Annotated in this window: 17 protein-coding genes; 10 read left to right on the forward strand and 7 right to left on the reverse strand. The window is 62.8% G+C overall.

From position 1 onward, the window contains the following. Positions 1-54: 54 nt before the first annotated feature. Positions 55-2,373 carry a penicillin-binding protein 1B gene (mrcB, locus tag LG31_RS0103185; protein WP_033113061.1) on the reverse strand — a complete coding sequence of 773 codons (2,319 nt, stop codon included), beginning with the start codon at positions 2,371-2,373 and terminating at the stop codon, positions 55-57. A gap of 73 nt (positions 2,374-2,446) precedes the next feature. Further along, a complete protein-coding gene (hrpB, locus tag LG31_RS0103190; RefSeq protein WP_033113062.1) occupies positions 2,447-4,894 on the reverse strand; it encodes an ATP-dependent helicase HrpB in 2,448 nt (815 codons plus the stop codon). A gap of 178 nt (positions 4,895-5,072) precedes the next feature. On the opposite strand from hrpB, the gene thpR reads away from it, so the two are divergent. The 10 genes from thpR (at position 5,073) to LG31_RS0103240 (ending at position 14,067) form a co-directional block, all read left to right on the forward strand. Then, positions 5,073-5,645: an RNA 2',3'-cyclic phosphodiesterase gene (gene thpR / locus LG31_RS0103195; protein ID WP_050513393.1), complete on the forward strand. Its 573-nt coding sequence runs from the start codon at positions 5,073-5,075 to the stop codon at positions 5,643-5,645. Next, positions 5,642-6,385, forward strand: a complete 744-nt coding sequence (gene sfsA / locus LG31_RS0103200; protein WP_033113063.1) for a DNA/RNA nuclease SfsA — start codon at positions 5,642-5,644, stop codon at positions 6,383-6,385. Before thpR ends, sfsA begins: the two co-directional genes overlap by 4 nt. A gap of 119 nt (positions 6,386-6,504) precedes the next feature. Further along, complete coding sequence (dksA, locus tag LG31_RS0103205; protein ID WP_005335644.1) at positions 6,505-6,954, forward strand: RNA polymerase-binding protein DksA; 450 nt, start codon at positions 6,505-6,507, stop codon at positions 6,952-6,954. 110 nt (positions 6,955-7,064) lie between these two features. Next, positions 7,065-7,973: a tRNA glutamyl-Q(34) synthetase GluQRS gene (gene gluQRS / locus LG31_RS0103210; RefSeq protein WP_033113096.1), complete on the forward strand. Its 909-nt coding sequence runs from the start codon at positions 7,065-7,067 to the stop codon at positions 7,971-7,973. A gap of 434 nt (positions 7,974-8,407) precedes the next feature. Beyond that, the gene (gene pcnB / locus LG31_RS0103215; protein WP_033113064.1) at positions 8,408-9,898 is read left to right on the forward strand and encodes a polynucleotide adenylyltransferase PcnB; all 1,491 of its coding nucleotides are present in this window, start codon (positions 8,408-8,410) and stop codon (positions 9,896-9,898) included. 11 nt (positions 9,899-9,909) lie between these two features. Further along, positions 9,910-10,419, forward strand: coding sequence for a 2-amino-4-hydroxy-6-hydroxymethyldihydropteridine diphosphokinase (gene folK, locus LG31_RS0103220; RefSeq protein ID WP_033113065.1), 510 nt, complete (start codon positions 9,910-9,912; stop codon positions 10,417-10,419). Further along, positions 10,416-11,210 (forward strand): 3-methyl-2-oxobutanoate hydroxymethyltransferase, encoded by a 795-nt coding sequence (gene panB / locus LG31_RS0103225; protein ID WP_033113066.1) that lies wholly within the window; start codon positions 10,416-10,418, stop codon positions 11,208-11,210. The genes folK and panB overlap by 4 nt, the downstream gene beginning before the upstream one ends. 104 nt (positions 11,211-11,314) lie before the next feature. Beyond that, positions 11,315-12,172: a pantoate--beta-alanine ligase gene (gene panC, locus LG31_RS0103230; protein WP_033113067.1), complete on the forward strand. Its 858-nt coding sequence runs from the start codon at positions 11,315-11,317 to the stop codon at positions 12,170-12,172. A 24-nt stretch (positions 12,173-12,196) separates the two neighbouring features. Then, the gene (locus LG31_RS0103235; RefSeq protein WP_033113068.1) at positions 12,197-12,547 is read left to right on the forward strand and encodes a putative quinol monooxygenase; all 351 of its coding nucleotides are present in this window, start codon (positions 12,197-12,199) and stop codon (positions 12,545-12,547) included. 149 nt (positions 12,548-12,696) lie between these two features. Beyond that, on the forward strand, positions 12,697-14,067 hold the full coding sequence (locus tag LG31_RS0103240; protein WP_167334749.1) for a cation:dicarboxylate symporter family transporter: 1,371 nt from the start codon (positions 12,697-12,699) through the stop codon (positions 14,065-14,067). A gap of 66 nt (positions 14,068-14,133) precedes the next feature. Here LG31_RS0103240 and LG31_RS0103245 read toward each other — a convergent pair whose 3' ends face one another. From LG31_RS0103245 to LG31_RS0103265, 5 genes are read right to left on the reverse strand one after another with little or no spacing between them, the layout of a single operon-like run. Beyond that, positions 14,134-14,661, reverse strand: coding sequence for a rhodanese-like domain-containing protein (locus LG31_RS0103245; protein ID WP_033113070.1), 528 nt, complete (start codon positions 14,659-14,661; stop codon positions 14,134-14,136). Positions 14,662-14,665: 4 nt separating this feature from the next. Then, the gene (locus tag LG31_RS0103250) at positions 14,666-15,100 is read right to left on the reverse strand and encodes a MauE/DoxX family redox-associated membrane protein (protein WP_033113071.1); all 435 of its coding nucleotides are present in this window, start codon (positions 15,098-15,100) and stop codon (positions 14,666-14,668) included. 14 nt (positions 15,101-15,114) lie between these two features. Further along, complete coding sequence (locus tag LG31_RS0103255) at positions 15,115-15,423, reverse strand: putative Se/S carrier protein (RefSeq protein WP_033113072.1); 309 nt, start codon at positions 15,421-15,423, stop codon at positions 15,115-15,117. After that, complete coding sequence (locus LG31_RS0103260) at positions 15,420-16,202, reverse strand: acyl-CoA dehydratase activase (RefSeq protein ID WP_033113073.1); 783 nt, start codon at positions 16,200-16,202, stop codon at positions 15,420-15,422. The genes LG31_RS0103255 and LG31_RS0103260 overlap by 4 nt, the downstream gene beginning before the upstream one ends. A gap of 9 nt (positions 16,203-16,211) precedes the next feature. After that, a complete protein-coding gene (locus tag LG31_RS0103265) occupies positions 16,212-17,363 on the reverse strand; it encodes a double-cubane-cluster-containing anaerobic reductase (protein ID WP_033113074.1) in 1,152 nt (383 codons plus the stop codon). Positions 17,364-17,466 lie beyond the last annotated feature (103 nt).

Raw genomic sequence — 17,466 nt, forward strand, 5'->3', positions numbered from 1 at the left:
CTCCTTGTAAGCGGGATGGTGAGACGGGCAGCCCGGGCTACCCGTCCCCCTCGGTCAGTTGAAGAATCCACCGAACCAGTCGTCCAGCGCGCTGCGTGGCGTACCCGGGCTGCTGCAGCTGGTCGGTGAGCCCATGGTCGAGACCTTAGCCGGCACCTGCAGGCTGCCAGGGCAGTCGCTGGTAACCCGGGTGCCACTGGCGCGTGAGAAGTTGGCCCAGGTAACCCCTTCCGGGATCTGTAGGCTCAGGCTGTTGACGCCGCGCTGGCTCATGTAGCCAGTAAAGAGCTGCAGGGCGCCGCTGGCACCGGTGAGGCCTGCCGGGGTGTTGTCATCGCGGCCGACCCAGATGCTGACCAGCTCGTTGTTGTCGAGCCCGGTAAACCAGGAGTCACGCAGCTCGTTGGTGGTGCCGGTCTTGGCCGCCATGGTGGCGCCCGGGAACTTGGCACCCAGCGAGCGCGCCGTCCCCTGGCTCACTGTCTTGGTCATGGCGAACAGGGTGAGCCAGCTCGCCTGACTGTCGGTGACCCGTTTGGCGGTTTGATCATGCTGATAGAGCAGGCTGCCATCCCCTTTGACCACGGCGCGGATCGCCGACAGAGGCTGGGTCAGCCCCTGATTGGCGATGGGCAGGTACATCTGGTTCACCTCCATCGGCGAGAGCGCAACGGCCCCCAGCACCAGCGACGGATAGGGCTGGATCTCCTGCTGCACCCCCAGCTTGTGCAGGGTGTCGACCACCTTCTCCAGCCCCACCTGCAGACCGAGATTGACGGTCGGCACGTTGAGGGAGCTGGCCAGCGCATCCATCAGCGGCACGCTCTGGCGGAACTTGCGATCGTAGTTTTGCGGCGTCCAGACCTGACCATCCTGACCGCGAATGCGGATCGGCTGATCTTTGAGCGGGGTCGCCAGGGTCAGACCGTTGGAGAGGCCGGTCAGGTAGACCGCAGGTTTCACCAGCGAACCGATCTGGCGGCGGGCATCGAGCGCCCGGTTGAAACCGGCGTAGCGGGGGTCGCGGCCGCCGACCAGCGCCACCACTTCGCCCTTGTGCCAGTCGGAGACCACCATGGCGGCCTCCAGCTTCTTCTTGCCGCGCAGTTTTTCGATGTCGGCGAGGCCAGAAGCGACCGCCTGTTCGGCGGCATGCTGGGCGATGGGGTCGAGGCTGGTGAAGATCTTGAGGCCGGACTGTTTGAGCAGATCCGGGCCGAAGCGGCTCTGGATCTCGCGCTTGAGCAGCCCCATGAAGGCCGGGGTGCGGCCGTAGCTCATCTGGCCGCGGGCGATGATGCCGAGCGGCTGCTTGCTGGCCAGATCATATTCGGCCTGGGTCAGGCTGCCGTGATCCATCAGCAGTTTCAATACCAGATCGCGGCGCACCTTGGCCCGATCGGGGAAGCGCCACGGATCGTAATAGGAGGGGCCTTTTACCAGACCGACCAGCAGGGCGACCTGATCGATATCCAGCTCGTTGACCGGAATGCCGAAGTAGAAGTAGGAGGCGAGGCCGAAGCCATAGACCCCTTGCGAGAAGTTCTGCCCCAGATAGACCTCGTTGAGGTAGGACTCCAGGATCTCGTCCTTGCTGTAGCGGTAGTCGATCAGCACCGCCATGTAGGCTTCCTGCAGTTTTCGCCACAGGCTGCGCTCACGGGTCAGGAAGAAGTTCTTAGCCAGCTGCTGAGTGAGGGTACTCCCGCCCTGCACGGTGCGACCGGCGATCAGGTTGGCAAACATGGCGCGCATGATGGCGATGGGAGAGACGCCGCCATGCTGATAGAAGTCGCGATCCTCGGTGGTGAGCAGGGTCACCAGCAGGCTGTCCGGCACCTCGGCGAGGCGCACCAGCAGGCGATCTTCCCGATCCTCGGTGTTGAGGCGATCGAGCAGCACCGGGTCCATCTGGGCGTAACCAAGCTGGCGCTGGTTCTCCAGCGACTGGATCCCCTCGAGGCGCGGGCCGTTGAAGGTGAGGCGCAGGCCGCGGGCACCATCGGTACCATCGTAGAAGGCGAAGGGTCGGCGAATAAGCTCGATGCGGTTGCCGATGATGGTGTATTCACCCGGGGTATGGGGCTGGCGCACCTGCTTGTAGCTCAGCATGTTGAGCTCGCGCAGCATCTGGTCGCGCGACAGGCGCTGACCCGGATAGAGCTCCAGCGGACGGCTGTAGACCATCACCGGCAGCTGCCACTTCTCGCCGTCAAATCGCTCGCGCACCTGGGTATCGAGGTAGATGCCAAACACCACCATGAAGGCCGCTACCACCAGCGAGAGCTTGAAGCCAAGCCAGAACAGCTTGCGCCAGATGGTACGCTTGGGTGGCGCTTTCTTGGGGGCGCGCTTGCGTCGTTGGGTTGCCATAAATCCTCTTTGCTTTCCTTTCTACTTGTTATGTCGCATTCGCGAACGTCCGATCGGGCCTGGCCAATCGAACCTAGATACCCATCTTCTTCTTGGTGACCCTGGTCGGCATCGCCTCCAGCGGATTGTCCGGCCAGTAGTGGCGGGGGTAGCGCCCCTTCATCTCTTTTTTCACCTGCTCGTAGGAGCCAGCCCAGAAAGCGGCCAGATCGGCGGTGATCTGCAGCGGTCGCTGGGCGGGGGAGAGCAGCTCCACCACCAGTGCCACCCGGCCAGCGGCTACGCAGGGGGTTGCCGCCTGACCGAACATTTCCTGAATTCGCACCGGGATCACCGGGGCCTGCCCCGGCTGATAACGGATCCGTACCCGGCTGCCGGTCGGTGCCGTGAAGTGGCCGGGCAGTGCCTCGTCCAGCCGTTTGGGCAGTGGCCAGGGTAGAGATTGGCGCAGGATGTCGCTCATATCGAGCTTTTTCAACTGCTCCAGTCGGGTCATACCGCTCACCGCCGGCAGCAGCCACTGTTCGAGGGTGGCCAGCAGGCTGTCGTCATCCATGGCTGGCCACTCCTCATCGGGCAACCAGTCGCGTGCGCAGCGCAGACGGGCCAGCAGCCCTTCGCTGCTCTCGTCCCACGGCAGCACATGCAGCCCCTTGCGGCGGATGCCCTGCAGCAGGCAGCGCCCCTTCTGTTCATCCGAAAGCTCCGTCAGCGGTCGCTGGCTCAGCACCAGCTCACCGATCACTTGCTGGCGTTCGGCTCGCACCCGCTCCTCGCGCTCGTCCCAGTCGAACCACTGGCGCTCGCTTACCAGCTCCGGCAACAGACGCGCCAGCTCGTCCAGCTCTATCGGTTCGGCGATAAAGATGCGGCTGCCGCGCTCGTTCTGGCCCATCTCCACCGCAATCAGCGCACTCTGGCCCTGACAGGGGTGGCCCTCGATCAGATCGCAGCTCACCCCGCCACTGAGCTGGTAACGGCTGCCGCTGCGCAGCTTGCCGATGCGATCCGGCCAGGCGAGGGCGCAGAGCAGCCCGAGCCACTGACCCTGCGCATTGGCCGGGCGAGTGCCAAGCCGTTCAAACCAGCGGGTCGCACTCTGGCGCAGGGCTCCCTGACGGCGGTGGAACAGCACCGAGAGGCGCTCCGATCCTCGCAGATCTTCTTCCAGCAACGCCACCAGATATGCGGCATCGGCGACAATCCCTGTCAGACCTTCAGCTTCCAGCTCGCGGGCGCGCAGCAGCATGCGGGCAAGCCGGGGATGGGTACCGAAGGCCGCCATGGCGCGGCCAGCCGGGGTAAGTTGTTGCTCACCCTCCGGCTTCATGGCGCCGAGGGCGACCAGCAGCCGCTGGGCACAGGTAACGGCCGCAGCTGGCGGCATATCGAGCAGTGGCAGATCTTCCACCTTTGCCCCCCATTGGGCAGCATCCAGCAGCAGGCCGGTCAGCTCCTGAGTGAGGATGTCGGGCGGACTCTGCTCGGCGAGCCGCTCCTGCACTTCGTTGCTCCAGAGCCGGTAGCAGACGCCGGGACCGAGGCGGCCAGCGCGGCCCGCCCGCTGGGTGGCGGAGGCTTTGGCTATGGGGCGGGTCTCCAGCCGGGTGACGCCGCTTTTCAGATCGAACGAGGCGCGCCGCTCCAGCCCGCTGTCGATAACGACAGAGACTCCTTCGATGGTGAGAGAGGTCTCCGCCACATTGGTGGTGAGCACCAGCTTACGGCGGCCCGCAGGTGCCGGCTCGATGGCCGCTTGCTGGGCTGCCATGTCGAGGCGGCCGTAGAGGGGGGCGAGGGTCACATCATCCGGCAGCCGTCCTTCCAGCCACTGCGCCAGCCGCTCGATCTCGCCCTGTCCCGGCAGAAAGACCAGCAGGCTGCCATCTTGCTCGGCCAGCGCTTCGAGCACCACGGCGCCGACTTGCGGCTCCAGCCACTGCTGGCGATTGGCGGGGCGGTAGTGGTAGTCGATGGGAAAACCGCGCCCTTCCGAGCGGATCACCGGCGCATCCGGCAGCAACGTTTCGAGCGCCATGCCATCCAGGGTGGCAGACATCACCAGGAGCTTTAGGTCATCGCGCAATCCCTGCTGGCTCTCGATGGCGAAGGCCAGCGCGGTATCGGCGTGCAGGCTGCGTTCGTGGAACTCATCGAAGATGACCAGCGAGACGCCGCCGAGCTCCGGATCCTGCTGCAGCATCCGGGTCAGCACCCCTTCGGTAACGATCTCGAGCCGGGTCGCGGAGCTGGTACGGCTCTCGCCCCGCACCCGCAGGCCGATGCGCTCGCCTACCTTCTCCCCGAGCTGGCGCGCCAGAAAGCTGGCGATATTGCGCGCCGCCAGCCGTCTTGGCTCCAGCATGATGATGCGGCCGGGCAGCCGGTTCTGGCGCACCAGCTCCAGCGGCAGCAGGGTCGATTTGCCCGCGCCGGGGGGCGCCTGCAGGATCACGCTGCTGTGGCAGTCGATGGCGGCAAAGAGTTCGGGCAGCACCGAAACGATGGGGAGTGGGGACAAAACGATCAACACCTTCTGTTGCAACCGGTAAAACGGCGCCTATTCTGCCACAGCCAGCCCGGCCACCGTGAGCAGATGTGGGGGGCGGATGGCCCTCGGCCCGGATGGCGAGACAGGAGGAGATGGCTGCCATAGAATGGGCCACCCTCTCTGTCTGGAAAAAGGCATCTTCACCCGAATGGCCAAACTCTTCTTTGCCCTGCCCGTCGGGGAGCTCGCTCCCGAACTCATCAGCTGGCGTGATCTGCGCCCCTGGCCCGGTCAGCCGGTGCCGCAAGCCAATCTTCACCTGACCCTCGCCTTCCTCGGTGAAGCGGACGAGGTGACCACCCGCCGCCTGATTGCCGCCGTTGAGCGCCAGCACTGTCCGCCGCTAACCATCAGGTTGGATGAGACCGGCTGGTTCAGCCGCGCCAAGGCTGGCTGGGTTGGCCCGAAGGAGTGGCCCAATGAGCTGACCGTGCTGGCGAAGGCGTTGCGTCGTCACGGCGAGAAGCTGGGGCTTGGCAATGGCGAGCAGGGTTATCGCCCTCACGTCACCCTGTCGCGCAAGGCGGGCGAGGCGCCGGTCACCCTGCCGGCTCCTGATTTTCTGCTTAAGGCCGATCAATTTTGTCTCTATGAGTCGATCTCGACTCCGGACGGGGTGCGCTACCAGCCGCTCGCCTGCTGGCCGTTGCGGGCCAGAGCCAAGGATGAGGGCGCTCGCGATGAGTGGGACAACGAACAAGCGCGGAGGGCGAACCCGTGATATTCGATCCGCCGCTGCAATCCGGGCAGCTTATCGCCCGCTACAAGCGCTTTCTGACCGATGTCGAACTGGCCAATGGCGAGGTGATCACCATCCACTGCGCCAACACCGGCGCCATGACCGGCTGCGCCGATCCGGGCACCCGGGTCTGGTACTCCACATCAAGCAACCCCAAGCGCAAGCTACCCCATAGTTGGGAGATCGCCGAGAGCCCGGCCGGCCACTTTATCTGCGTCAACACCGCGCGTGCCAACCAGATCGCCCGCGAGCTGATCGAGCAGGATGCCATCGCGCCGCTGTGCGGCTATGCCAGACTGCGCACCGAGGTGAAATATGGTGAAGAGAACAGTCGCATCGACCTCTTGCTGGAAGATGAGGAGAAGGGCAACTGTTACATCGAGGTAAAATCGGTCACCCTGCTCGACGAGCGGGAAGAGGCCGGCATGGGCTACTTCCCCGATGCGGTAACTGCCCGTGGCGCCAAGCATTTACGTGAATTGATGGCCATGAAGGCGGCCGGTCACAGAGCCGTGCTGCTATTTATGGTGTTGCACTCCGGAATAAGCCGGATGCGCCCTGCAGCGCACATAGATCCGCACTATAGTCTGCTAATTGAACAGGCAATTGCGGCGGGGGTTGAAATTTTATGCTATCGGCCCCATGTTGGGGTGCAAGGCATGGTGGCACAAGGATTTATCCCGTTTGAATCCAGCCACCTGTTACCCGAGGGGAGTTCATAAATATTGGAGTGGGTAACATTATTGGTACGGCTCGTTTGCTTACCCGTTACCCTTCTGCTATAGATGTCGCCCTCAATTTATGGATGGCACGGGTAGCGTGCTGAATTAGGAGACAGGGCATGCCAACAGGCGAAAACAGGAAATCTCTGGGCCCCCTGGCCATTGCGGGTGTCGCGCCTTACCAGGAAAAGCCGGGTGAGGAGTACATGAATGACCAACAGAAGGCGCATTTTCGCAAGATCCTGGGTGCCTGGCGCAACCAACTGATGCAGGAAGTTGACCGCACCGTTGATCACATGAAGGACGAGGCTGCCAACTTCCCGGATCCCGTGGATCGTGCCGCGCAGGAAGAGGAGTTCGCTCTCGAACTACGTACCCGCGATCGTGAACGCAAGCTGATCAAGAAGATCGAGAAGACCTTGCAGCTGCTGGAAGATGACGACTTCGGTTACTGCGAGCACTGCGGTATCGAAATCGGTATCCGCCGTCTGGAAGCCCGTCCGACCGCCGACCTCTGTGTCGACTGCAAGACGCTGGCCGAGATCAAGGAAAAGCAGATGGCCGGTTGATACCGACCCGCTGCAATATGAAAAAGGGAGCTTGCGGGCTCCCTTTTTTATTGAGCTTTTGAGCGGGTCGTCCCAAAATGCGCCTCACTGAACTGCTTATCCGAACCGTCATGGCTGTGAATACCCCTTCCTCCCCTCAAATTCGCCCCTATGTGGGCCGCTTTGCGCCGTCCCCTTCCGGCCCGCTCCACTTCGGTTCGCTGATTGCGGCCCTCGGCAGCTTTTTGCAGGCCAGAGCGCAGCAGGGGCGCTGGCTGGTGCGCATCGAGGATATCGATCCGCCACGGGAGATGGCGGGGGCGGCCGACCTTATTCTCAAGACCCTTGAGGCATACGGTCTTGAGTGGGATGGCGAGGTGATGTTCCAGAGCGCGCGCCACGGCCGCTATGACGAGATCATCGAGCAGCTCTACCGGGCGGGCGATCTCTACTGGTGCCGCTGTACCCGGCGCGAAATCATGGCGAGCGGTGGCTTTTACAACGGCCACTGCCGCACTCTGGGGCTGACCGCAGAGGGCTCTGCCGCCCGCTTGCGCCAGCACCATCCGGTCTACCACTTCGATGACCGGTTGCAGGGCCATATCGCGGTGCCGGCGGTGCTCGCCGAGGAGGATTTCATCATCCGCCGCCGCGACGGGCTCTACGCCTACAACCTGGCGGTGGTGGTGGATGACATGGACAGCGGCATCACCGAGATAGTGCGCGGCGCCGACCTGCTGGAGCCGACGGTGCGTCAGATTGCCCTCTACCAGACGCTGGGGGCAGCGGTGCCGGACTGGGTGCATCTGCCGCTGGCGGTACAGGCTGATGGCAACAAGCTCTCCAAGCAGAACCATGCGCCGGCGCTGGCGCTGGATGAGGTGCGCCCGGCCCTGTGGCAGGCGCTGCACTTTCTCGGTCAGTGTCCGCCGCCTGAGCTGATGGCAAGCCGGATCGACGAGATCATCGGCTGGGGCATCGCCCACTGGCAGCTGGCACGGGTGCCCGCCAGCGAGAAGATCCCGTTGGCTGCCGGCTAAATCTGGCAGCCAAAGCAAGGTGAAGCGCTGCGCTAGTCGGTTTGAGCGGATCGGGCTAAGGCCTTCGAGAGCAGGCAAGCGAGAACAACGGACGCTGCGCCGCGGATCCGGTTCGGTATAAGGTGAAATTGGGTCATTTCCCGAAAAGCCATAAATTAAATTTATAGTGACGGGGTTGGCGCCATAGTCGCCTTGTTGCCGTGCCGACCGGCCTTAAAAAGGCTTTGGCCGGTGAATTCCTGTGAACATGCCGCTATTTTTTCCGGCAACGCCGATTCAAACGGGATCAATTGCCGTCACGGTTTTTCATTTGGTCAGGCGTGAGCTATCGGAATAGACCGCTATTTTTTCCGGCAACGCCGATTCAAACGGGATCAATTGCCGTCACGGTTTTTCATTTGGTTAGGCGTGAGCTATGATAGGCCGCTATTTTTTTGGCCTCCCGTCAATTTGAAGTCATAACGAGGTGTACCATTTTTTCCCAGATCGCAAACTTTTGCCGCAAAGTGCTCGGCAAGGATGAGGGCGAGCAGTCGGCGGAGTCCCCCATTCCGGCCCGTGTTGCCGGACAACGTCGAACCCTGAGTCGTGACCAGCACCCGATTTCGCGCAAAGAGATCAGCGAGAATGCACTCAAGGTGCTCTATCGCCTGAACAAGGGCGGCTACGAAGCCTACCTGGTCGGCGGCGGAGTCCGGGATCTGCTGCTCGGGAAGACGCCCAAGGATTTCGACATCGCCACCGATGCGACGCCGGAGCAGATCAAGGCGCTGTTCAGCAACTGCCGCCTGATTGGCCGCCGCTTCCGCCTGGCCCACATTGTGTTTGGTCGTGACGTGATCGAAGTGGCCACCTTCCGGGGTCACCACCATCAGGTCAATACCAGCAAACATGTGTCGGCCCAGTCCGATGAAGGCATGCTGCTGCGCGACAACGTCTACGGCACCATCGAAGAGGATGCCGAGCGCCGCGACTTTACCGTCAACGCCCTCTACTACAGCGCCAAGGATTTCACCCTGCACGATTTCGAGGGTGGGTTGGAAGACTTGGCCGAGCGCAAGCTGGAGCTGATCGGCGATCCCGAGACCCGTTATCGTGAAGATCCGGTGCGGATGCTGCGCGCCGTGCGTTTCGCCGCCAAGCTCGACATGACCATCAGCCCGCGCACCGCCGCCCCCATCAGGGAGCTGGCGCCGCTGCTGCAGGATATTCCGGCGGCTCGCCTGTTTGAGGAGACCCTCAAGCTGTTCCTGGCTGGCGACGGTCTGGCAACCTACAAATTGCTGCGCGAGTACGGCCTGTTCCAGCAGCTCTTCCCGCAAGTGGCGGCGCTGTTTACCCCGCACGGCAACTCGCCCTACGAGCAGTTTATCGAGCAGGCGCTGATCGATACCGACACCCGCGTTCGTGAAGATAAACGCGTCACTCCCGCCTTCCTCTACGCCACCCTGCTGTGGGGCTGCGTCGAGGCCCGTGGTCGGGTGCTGGAGAACGAGAGTGGTTTGCCCTGGTATGACGCCTTCATGCTGGCGATCAACGAGGTGCTCGACAATCAGGTGCGGATCATCGCCGTTCCCCGCCGTTTCACTACCGATGTCCGCGACATCTGGGCACTGCAACAGCGGCTGACCCGTCGTCAGGGCAAGCACCCCGAGCGCGCCATGGAGCACCCCAAGTTCCGCGCGGCGTTCGACTTCCTGTTGCTGCGCAACCGGGTCGAGCGCGGTCTCGGTGAGCTGGCCAGCTGGTGGGAGCGCTATGTTGCTTCCAATCCGGATGTGCGCCCGCAGCTGCAACGGGAAGCGACCCGTCGCCCGGCAAGCGGCGAGCGCGGTGAGGCCCGTAGCCACGATGGCGAGAAGCGCAGCAGCAACAGCCGCAATCGCCGCCGCCCGCGCCGTCGCAAGCCGAAAGCGGCCGAGTGATCACAGACGTGATGACCGAGGTCTTCATCGCCATTGGCTCCAACCTGTCTGACCCGCTCGGTCAGGCGCGCCGCGCGGTCGCCGCGCTGGCGACGTTGCCGGAATCTGTGCTGGTGCAGGCCTCGTCGTTTTACAGCAGCCGCCCCATGGGGCCTGCTGATCAGCCGGACTACGTCAATGCCGTGGCCCGGCTCAACACCCGGCTGACGCCGCTGGCGCTGCTGGATCAACTACAAAAAATCGAGCTGGAACAGGGACGTGTGCGCAAAGAGGAGCGGTGGGGACCCAGAACCCTGGATCTCGATCTGCTGCTCTTTGGCGATCAGGTGATCCACCACGAGCGCCTGATCGTTCCCCATTACGGCATGAAGGAGCGGGAGTTCGTGCTGCTGCCCCTTGCCGAAATCGCGCCCGCTCTGGTGCTGCCCTGCGGCACCCCGCTCGCACAACTGGTTGCCCGCTGCCCGAGCAATGATCTCGCTATCATTGCCCCGCGTGCAGACGTACAGGAGCCTTTATGAGCAAGATCACCACCGCCAGCCTGCTGAAGATGAAGCAGGATGGTCAAAAGTTCACCGCCATCACCGCCTATGATGCCACTTTTGCCAAGCTGTTCGACGACGAGGGGGCCCACGCGCTGCTCATCGGCGATTCGCTGGGCATGGTGCTGCAAGGGGGTCAGGATACCCTGGCGGTCAACATGGATGAGATGGTCTATCACACCCGCTGTGTGGCTCGCGGTGCCAGCAATGCGCTGATCATCGCCGACATGCCCTTCATGAGTTACGCCACCCCCGAGCAGACTTACCAGAACGCCGCCCGCCTGATGGCAGCCGGCGCCCGCATGGTCAAGATGGAAGGGGGCGACTGGCTCTGCGACTCCATTCGCCACCTCACCCGCAACGGGGTGCCGGTATGCGGTCACCTCGGCCTCACCCCGCAATCCGTCCATGTCTTTGGCGGCTTCAAGGTGCAGGGGCGCGACGAGTTTCAGGCCCAGGAGATCTACCGTCAGGCCCTCGAACTGCAAGCGGCCGGCATCCAGCTGCTGGTGCTCGAGTGCGTGCCGAGCTCGCTCGCCGAGCGCATCACCAAGGCGCTGCGGATCCCGGTGATCGGTATCGGTGCCGGCCCCGCGACCGATGGTCAAATTTTGGTGATGCACGACGCCTTTGGCGTCACTTCCGGCTATGTGCCCAAGTTCACCAAGAACTTCCTGGCCGAGACCGGCGACGTACGTGCCGCCGTGCGCCTCTATGTGCAGCAGGTGAGCGAGGGGAGCTTCCCCGGCCCGGAACACTGCTTCAACTGATGTGATGCCCTATCGATGAGAACGGGGGCCTGAGCCCCCGTTTCGTCATCCTGTCAGGCTGATGTAACCCGTATCTTTTTGATTCATCTGAAGGTGAACTGCCGATGTTGGTTGTTAACAATCCTGCCGCTCTGCGTGAGCAGATCGCTCAATGGCGCCGTGAAGGGCGTGCCATCGCATTCGTGCCCACCATGGGCAATCTGCATCAGGGCCACCTGACGCTGGTGAAGGAGGCGCACAGCCACGCCGAAAAGGTGGTGGTCAGCATCTTCGTCAACCCGATGCAGTTCGACAAGGCAGAGGATCTTGCCAACTACCCGCGCACCCTGGAGCAGGATTGCGCTGCGCTGGAAGCGGCCGGTGTCGATATGGTGTTCACTCCGACGCCGGAGATCATGTATCCGCAGGGGCTGGCCAGCCAGACCTTCGTCGAGGTGCCCGGTCTCTCCAATCTGCTGGAGGGGGCGCTGCGTCCGGGTCACTTCCGCGGGGTCAGCACCGTCGTCACCAAGCTGTTCAATCTGGTACAGCCGGATGTGGCCTGCTTTGGCCAGAAGGATTACCAGCAGCTGGCGCTCATTCGCAAGATGGTGGTCGACATGGCGATGCCCATCGAGATCGTCGGTGTGCCAACTGTACGTGCCGAAGACGGGCTGGCGCTCTCTTCGCGTAACGGTTACCTGACGGCCGCCGAGCGGGCCATCGCCCCCGAGCTGGCGCGCACCATGAACTGGATTGCCGAGCAGATCGAAGGGGGTGATCACCACCTGCCGTCGCTGGTGGCGCAGGCCAGCCAGCGCCTCGACAACGCCGGTTTTCGTACCGATGCCATCGACATCGTCGATGCCACCAATCTCGAAGCGGCCACCGACCAGAGCAAGCAGCTGGTGATCCTGATGGCTGCCTATCTGGGCAAAGCCCGTCTTATTGATAATCGCGTGGTGACGCTGCCCCGCGCGTGATCCTGTTCTGACAAGGAGAATCTCATGTCCAAGAAAGTCTATTGTATCGCCCAGTTTCAACCTAAAGCCGGTCAGGAGCAGGCCCTGTTTCAGGTGTTGCAGGCGCTCGAGCCCAACACCCTGCGTGAGGATGGCTGCCTGCAATATCGGGTAACCCGCCACATCGCCAGCCCGTTTGCCGAGGGGGAGAGCTTCCCCATCGTGTTCAACGAGATTTGGCAAGATATGGCCTCTTTTGAGGCGCACTGCCAGCGTGCGGAGATCAATGCGTTCTTCGAGCGTTACTGTCTGGCCGATGATGGCCTGGCTGCCAAGTGGAACGTCTGCGTCTATAGCGACGAACCCGAACAGTACGACGCCCCCGTAAAGAAGTAATTCCCCCGATTGCCAGCGGACGCCTTCCCGGGCGTCCGCTGTTTTTTCACGCCTGCACTCTCCTGCATTCCGGCGTTTTGTTCCGCGGCCCTGCCCGCATCCCCCTTCGTTTCTATCCACTTTCGGCCTGATGGCCGCTACAGGTATTCATGATGTTTGTCCTGATTGCATCGCTTGTTTTCTGTCTGCTCTGTTTTGTTCTCACCCGGTTGCCCACCGGGTTGCCGCTCTCGCGCAAGGTGCTTGCGGGTCTGCTGGTTGGTGCCCTGTTCGGGTTGGCCCTGCAACTGGGCTGGGGAGCCGATGATGCCGGCGTTCAGCAGACTCTGGAGTGGGTCAATATCGTCGGCGGCGGCTATGTCAGCCTGCTCAAGGTGGTGATGATGCCGCTGGTGTTTACCTCCATTCTCTCCGCCCTCAACAAGCTGGAGCAGGCCCAGTCCCTCGGCAAGATCAGCGCCGTGCTGATCGGCTCCATGCTGACGCTGGTGATGATTGCCGGTGTGGTGGGGATGACCATCACCCACCTGAGTGGCCTCACCGCCGAGGGGTTGCTGAGCCACGGTAGCGACAGCGCCGCCCTGCAACAGAGCATGAGCACCATCGACAGTGCCCAGAGTTTGCCGGCCCTGCTGCTCTCGCTGGTGCCCACCAACTTTGCCGCCGATATGGCGGGTAGCCGTGGCCTATCGGTGATCGGGGTGGTGATCTTCACCGTGCTGGCCGGGGTCGCTCTGCTGCAGCTGAAGGCGGAGCATCCACAGGCCGATGCTCGCGCCGCCGTGGCCATCGACACCTTGCAGCTGTGGGTGATGAAGATGGTACGGGTGGTGATTGCGCTCACCCCCTATGGCGTGATGGCGCTGATCGCCCGGGTGGTGGCCCACTATCCGCTGAGCGAGATCCTCAGCCTGTTCGGCTTTATTCTGGTCTGCTACGTCGCCATTCTGGCGATGTTTGCGGTACACATGGTGATCTTGCTGCTGATCGGCCAGAACCCGCTGCACTATCTGCGCGAGGTGTGGGGCGTGCTCACCTTCGCCTTTATCTCCCGCAGCAGCGCCGCCTCCATTCCGCTCAGCATCGAGACCCAGCAGCGCCTTGGGGTGCCCTCGAGCATCGCCAACTTTGCCGCCTCCTTTGGTGCCAATTTGGGGCAGAACGGCTGCGCCGGCATCTATCCGGCCATGATGGTGGCGATGATTGCCCCCATGCTCGGCATCAACCCGTTTGACCCGCTGTTCCTGCTGACCCTGCTGCCGGTCATCGCGCTGGGCTCCATCGGGGTGGCTGGCGTCGGCGGTGGCGGGACGTTCGCCGCGCTGATCGTGCTCTCTACCCTCAACTTCCCCATCGCGCTGGTGGGGGTGATGATCGCCATCGAGCCGCTGGTGGATATGGGGCGTACCGCCCTCAACGTCAACGGCTCCATCATGGCGGCAATGATCACCAAGCGCCTGCTTGGCGAACAGGCGCAGAGCGATGTTGCGGAAGGTGAAGCGTCCCGAGTCGCCAGCTGACAGCCAGCATCGAAATGAGAGAAGCCCGCAGTTGCGGGCTTCTTTTTTTGGCAGCGGAAGGGCGGGTTACTCGGCCGTGACGGGGTAGCCGGCCCCTTTCCAGGCGAAGATGCCGCCCGGTACCCGATAGACCTGCTGATAGCCCTGATTGACTGCCCAGGCGGCAGCATTGTGGCTGCGACCGCACTTGACGAAGCCGCAGTAGATCACCACGGGGCGGGACTTGTCTTCACCCAAGAGCGCCTGGAACTGCTCAGGTGTGCCGCTCCCCTCGACAATCTCGCTCCAGTTGTCGCCCGCTTTCGCCTCTTTCACGAAGGCAAAGTTCTTGGCGCCCGGGATGTGCTCCTTCTTGTAGGAGTCCTCATAGGGCATGGTGTCGATGATCACCAGCTCCTCGCCCTTGTCCATCCGGGTTTTCAGCTCGGCCACGGTCAGCAGCTGATAGCCCCCCTGCTGCGCCTCCTGTGCCAGCTGCACTGCCGATTGCTCGAGCTTCACCTCCTGCTCGAACTGGTTGTCGCCACAGCCACCGAGGGCAAAGCTGGCGGCGATCAGCGAGGCAACCAGAGTGCGGGATCGCAATGTCATCATGTCACTACTCCTTTAGAACGGGAAAAACGGGAACGGAAAAAACGGGGCGGGAGGTTCGCAGCAGGGCGCCCGCAAGCGTCAGTAGCAGCAGATCCCGCACAATGGCCTCCGGCAGCGAGCTGAGATCAGCCCTGCCCAGACAGCCGCAAGAGATGTTGAGCCCGATGGCTACGCCATAGCCCAACACCGGAATAAACAGGGTGAGCAGCCCGATCACCAGCCATAGTCCCCAGCGCCGGTTGGCGATGACCGCAAGCCCTGCACAGAGCTCAAGGGCGATCAGTCCCCAAGCCGCGAGCGGGAGAAGCGGTGGCCAGATCAGGCCAAAGGCGCCGATCTGCTCGACGAACAGGGCGGGGGAGGCCAGTTTGAACCCGGCGGAGGCGAGGAAGAATCCCCCCAGCGCCAGATTGGCCAGCATGCGCAGATAAACGGCCATGGGATAGCTCTTTATCATCCATGACTCCGACTGCCAACCACAGGGCTTTGCTTCGCCATGTCCTGACTATCGGCTGGGTAGCGGGCCAGCTCCTGATAGTCGCCGTCCGCTTCGCAGCGAAAGACGGCGGCCGTTTCGCCGCTCTGACACCAGTTCTGCCACTGGTTGGGCAGGCAGTGGAGGCGAATGGCGAGGCCGCAGCCGGCGCTGAGCTGGCGCGGCACATCGCAGACCCGAAACGACTGGTCGTGTTGCTCCAGACGCTTGCGCAGCCTCACCGTACCTAGGGTGGAGTGGAACAGGTAGAGGAACTCTTCGTTCATGGCTTGCCTCCCGTGCTGGCGTGCGCGCCGAACAGGGCGGCCCCCAACGCACCGGCAAACTGGGCATCCGGATGGGTGGTCACTTCGTAGCCCAGACCTTCGGCCAGATAGTGGCGGAAGGTGGCGCAGTGGCTGACGCCGCCGGTAAAGAGCACCACGGGTCTGGCGCCGAGGCGGCCGATAAAATTGGCACTGCGCCGGGCCATGGAGCGGACGATGCCGGCCAGGATCGACTCGGCGGGAATGCCCGCCGAGCGCAGGCTGATCGCCTCCGATTCGGCAAACACGGTGCACATGCTGCTGATGTCGTGGGGCTCGGCCCCTTGCAGCAGTTCGTCAAGCTGTTCGACCCGCGCCCCCAGAGTGCGGGTGATCACCTCAAGAAAGCGGCCGGTACCGGCGGCGCACTTGTCGTTCATCAGAAAATCGGTGAGGTTGCCGTCGCCATCGAGCTGGATCACCTTGCTGTCTTGGCCGCCGATGTCGATGACGGTGTGTACCGACGGGCAGAGCAGGCGAGCGCCCAGCCCGTGGCAGGAGATCTCGGTGACCCGCCGATCGGCGAACGACGCCAGATCCCGGCCATAGCCGGTCAGGGTCAGGTGGGGACGCGTTGGCAAATCGGCCGAGAGCTCCTCCCAGCCTTGCTCGATGGCGGCCAGCGGACGAAAGGGGGTCGGCACCAGAAAACGGCGGACGATGCGCCCGCCATCCTTGTGGTCGAACAGGATCCCCTTGGTCGCGGTGGATCCCGAGTCAATCCCGATGGAGAGTGACACGGCGCCTCCTTACAGCATTTCGATAAAGGCGGCCAGCCGGGTCGCCAGTTGTCCCTTGTCGGCGCTGGAGTAGTCAGTCTCGACCGCCATGTAGGGGATGCCATGGCGTTCGCGCACGTGGCGCTTGATGGCCAGCGACTCCACCGCATAGGTGTGGCAGGCCTGCAGGATCACGTCGATCACTCCGTCCGCCTGATACTCCTCCACCATCTGGCTCAGCAGATTCATGCGCTGGTGGTTGGGGGAGATGCAGGAGCAGCCGATGGCCAGATACTTGTCGGTCAGCGCATCGAATGGGTCACCCTGTTCCCTGACGCACTGCTCGGTCGCCTTGGCGCCGGTGCAGTTCTCGTAACCCACCACCCAGCCGCCATGTTCCTCGATAAGGCGCACCACCTTGTCGGCGGCGCCGCCGATGGGACAGCCGGTGATGAGGATGCGTGGGCGGCCATCGAGCCGCTTGCCCTCGGCATACTCGGCCTTGATGCGGCGGGTCATCTCCTGCAGCTCGCTGATGAGCTGCTCCTTGTCGAAGCGGAAGGTAGCGCCATAGACCACCTTGAGAATGTCTGTGCCGCTGAGTGCCGGAGGATTGAGTTGACCCAGCCGGTAGAAGTTGGCCAGCGCGCGGCGTTCGCGGTTTTTCAGCGCGATGGCGTCTCGCAGCGCCTGCTCGCTGATGGGTTGGCCAAACTGCTGCTCCAGCAACTCCTTGAAGCGGACGATTTCGCTGCGCCACAGGGTGCGGGAGGCCTCGTCATCGGCGCGGTTGGGCAACTGCATCACATGCACCGATTTGAACTCGGCCATGTACTCGTACATCTTCTTCTTGCCGTCACAGGTGGTTTCACCCACCACCAGATCGGAGAAGTAGAAGTAGGGGCACTTGTCGGTCTTGCCGAAACCGTAGCTGCTTTTGATCAGCGGGCAGAGGTTGCGGGGCAGGTCTTTCTCGGCCTCCTCGATGGTCTCATCGCTGGTGGAGCAGAGCGATACCACCACGGCGCCGGCGGCCATCGCCACCTCCTGCGGCATAAAGGTGCAGTAGGTACCGACCAGGGGGATCTGTCGCTCCTTGAGTGCCATCACAGCCAGAAAGCCCTGACGACGGGCATCTGAAAAACTATCGAAAATGGCTGGCAACTCGGTGATAAGTGACATAGGCGATCCTGCCCTGATGAGAGAAATGAAGAGACGGACGAGCCATCCGTGACGGCACATCCAACCGCGAGAATTATACCTTTGGGGGTAATTCGAAAATTGC

This window comes from Aeromonas lacus, assembly GCF_000764665.1.
Taxonomy (GTDB): Bacteria; Pseudomonadota; Gammaproteobacteria; order Enterobacterales; family Aeromonadaceae; genus Aeromonas; species Aeromonas lacus.

What these genes read in the sequence shown, in the direction of transcription:
- dksA (WP_005335644.1), top strand. Translation starts at nt 6,505, where the DNA reads ATGCCAACAGGCGAAAACAGGAAATCTCTGGGCCCCCTGGCCATTGCG.
- LG31_RS0103240 (WP_167334749.1), top strand. Translation starts at nt 12,697, where the DNA reads ATGATGTTTGTCCTGATTGCATCGCTTGTTTTCTGTCTGCTCTGTTTT.
- LG31_RS0103265 (WP_033113074.1), bottom strand. Translation starts at nt 17,363, where the DNA reads ATGTCACTTATCACCGAGTTGCCAGCCATTTTCGATAGTTTTTCAGAT.
- gluQRS (WP_033113096.1), top strand. Translation starts at nt 7,065, where the DNA reads ATGGCTGTGAATACCCCTTCCTCCCCTCAAATTCGCCCCTATGTGGGC.
- LG31_RS0103235 (WP_033113068.1), top strand. Translation starts at nt 12,197, where the DNA reads ATGTCCAAGAAAGTCTATTGTATCGCCCAGTTTCAACCTAAAGCCGGT.
- panB (WP_033113066.1), top strand. Translation starts at nt 10,416, where the DNA reads ATGAGCAAGATCACCACCGCCAGCCTGCTGAAGATGAAGCAGGATGGT.
- panC (WP_033113067.1), top strand. Translation starts at nt 11,315, where the DNA reads ATGTTGGTTGTTAACAATCCTGCCGCTCTGCGTGAGCAGATCGCTCAA.
- LG31_RS0103250 (WP_033113071.1), bottom strand. Translation starts at nt 15,100, where the DNA reads ATGGCCGTTTATCTGCGCATGCTGGCCAATCTGGCGCTGGGGGGATTC.
- folK (WP_033113065.1), top strand. Translation starts at nt 9,910, where the DNA reads ATGACCGAGGTCTTCATCGCCATTGGCTCCAACCTGTCTGACCCGCTC.
- LG31_RS0103255 (WP_033113072.1), bottom strand. Translation starts at nt 15,423, where the DNA reads ATGAACGAAGAGTTCCTCTACCTGTTCCACTCCACCCTAGGTACGGTG.
- mrcB (WP_033113061.1), bottom strand. Translation starts at nt 2,373, where the DNA reads ATGGCAACCCAACGACGCAAGCGCGCCCCCAAGAAAGCGCCACCCAAG.
- LG31_RS0103245 (WP_033113070.1), bottom strand. Translation starts at nt 14,661, where the DNA reads ATGATGACATTGCGATCCCGCACTCTGGTTGCCTCGCTGATCGCCGCC.
- thpR (WP_050513393.1), top strand. Translation starts at nt 5,073, where the DNA reads ATGGCCAAACTCTTCTTTGCCCTGCCCGTCGGGGAGCTCGCTCCCGAA.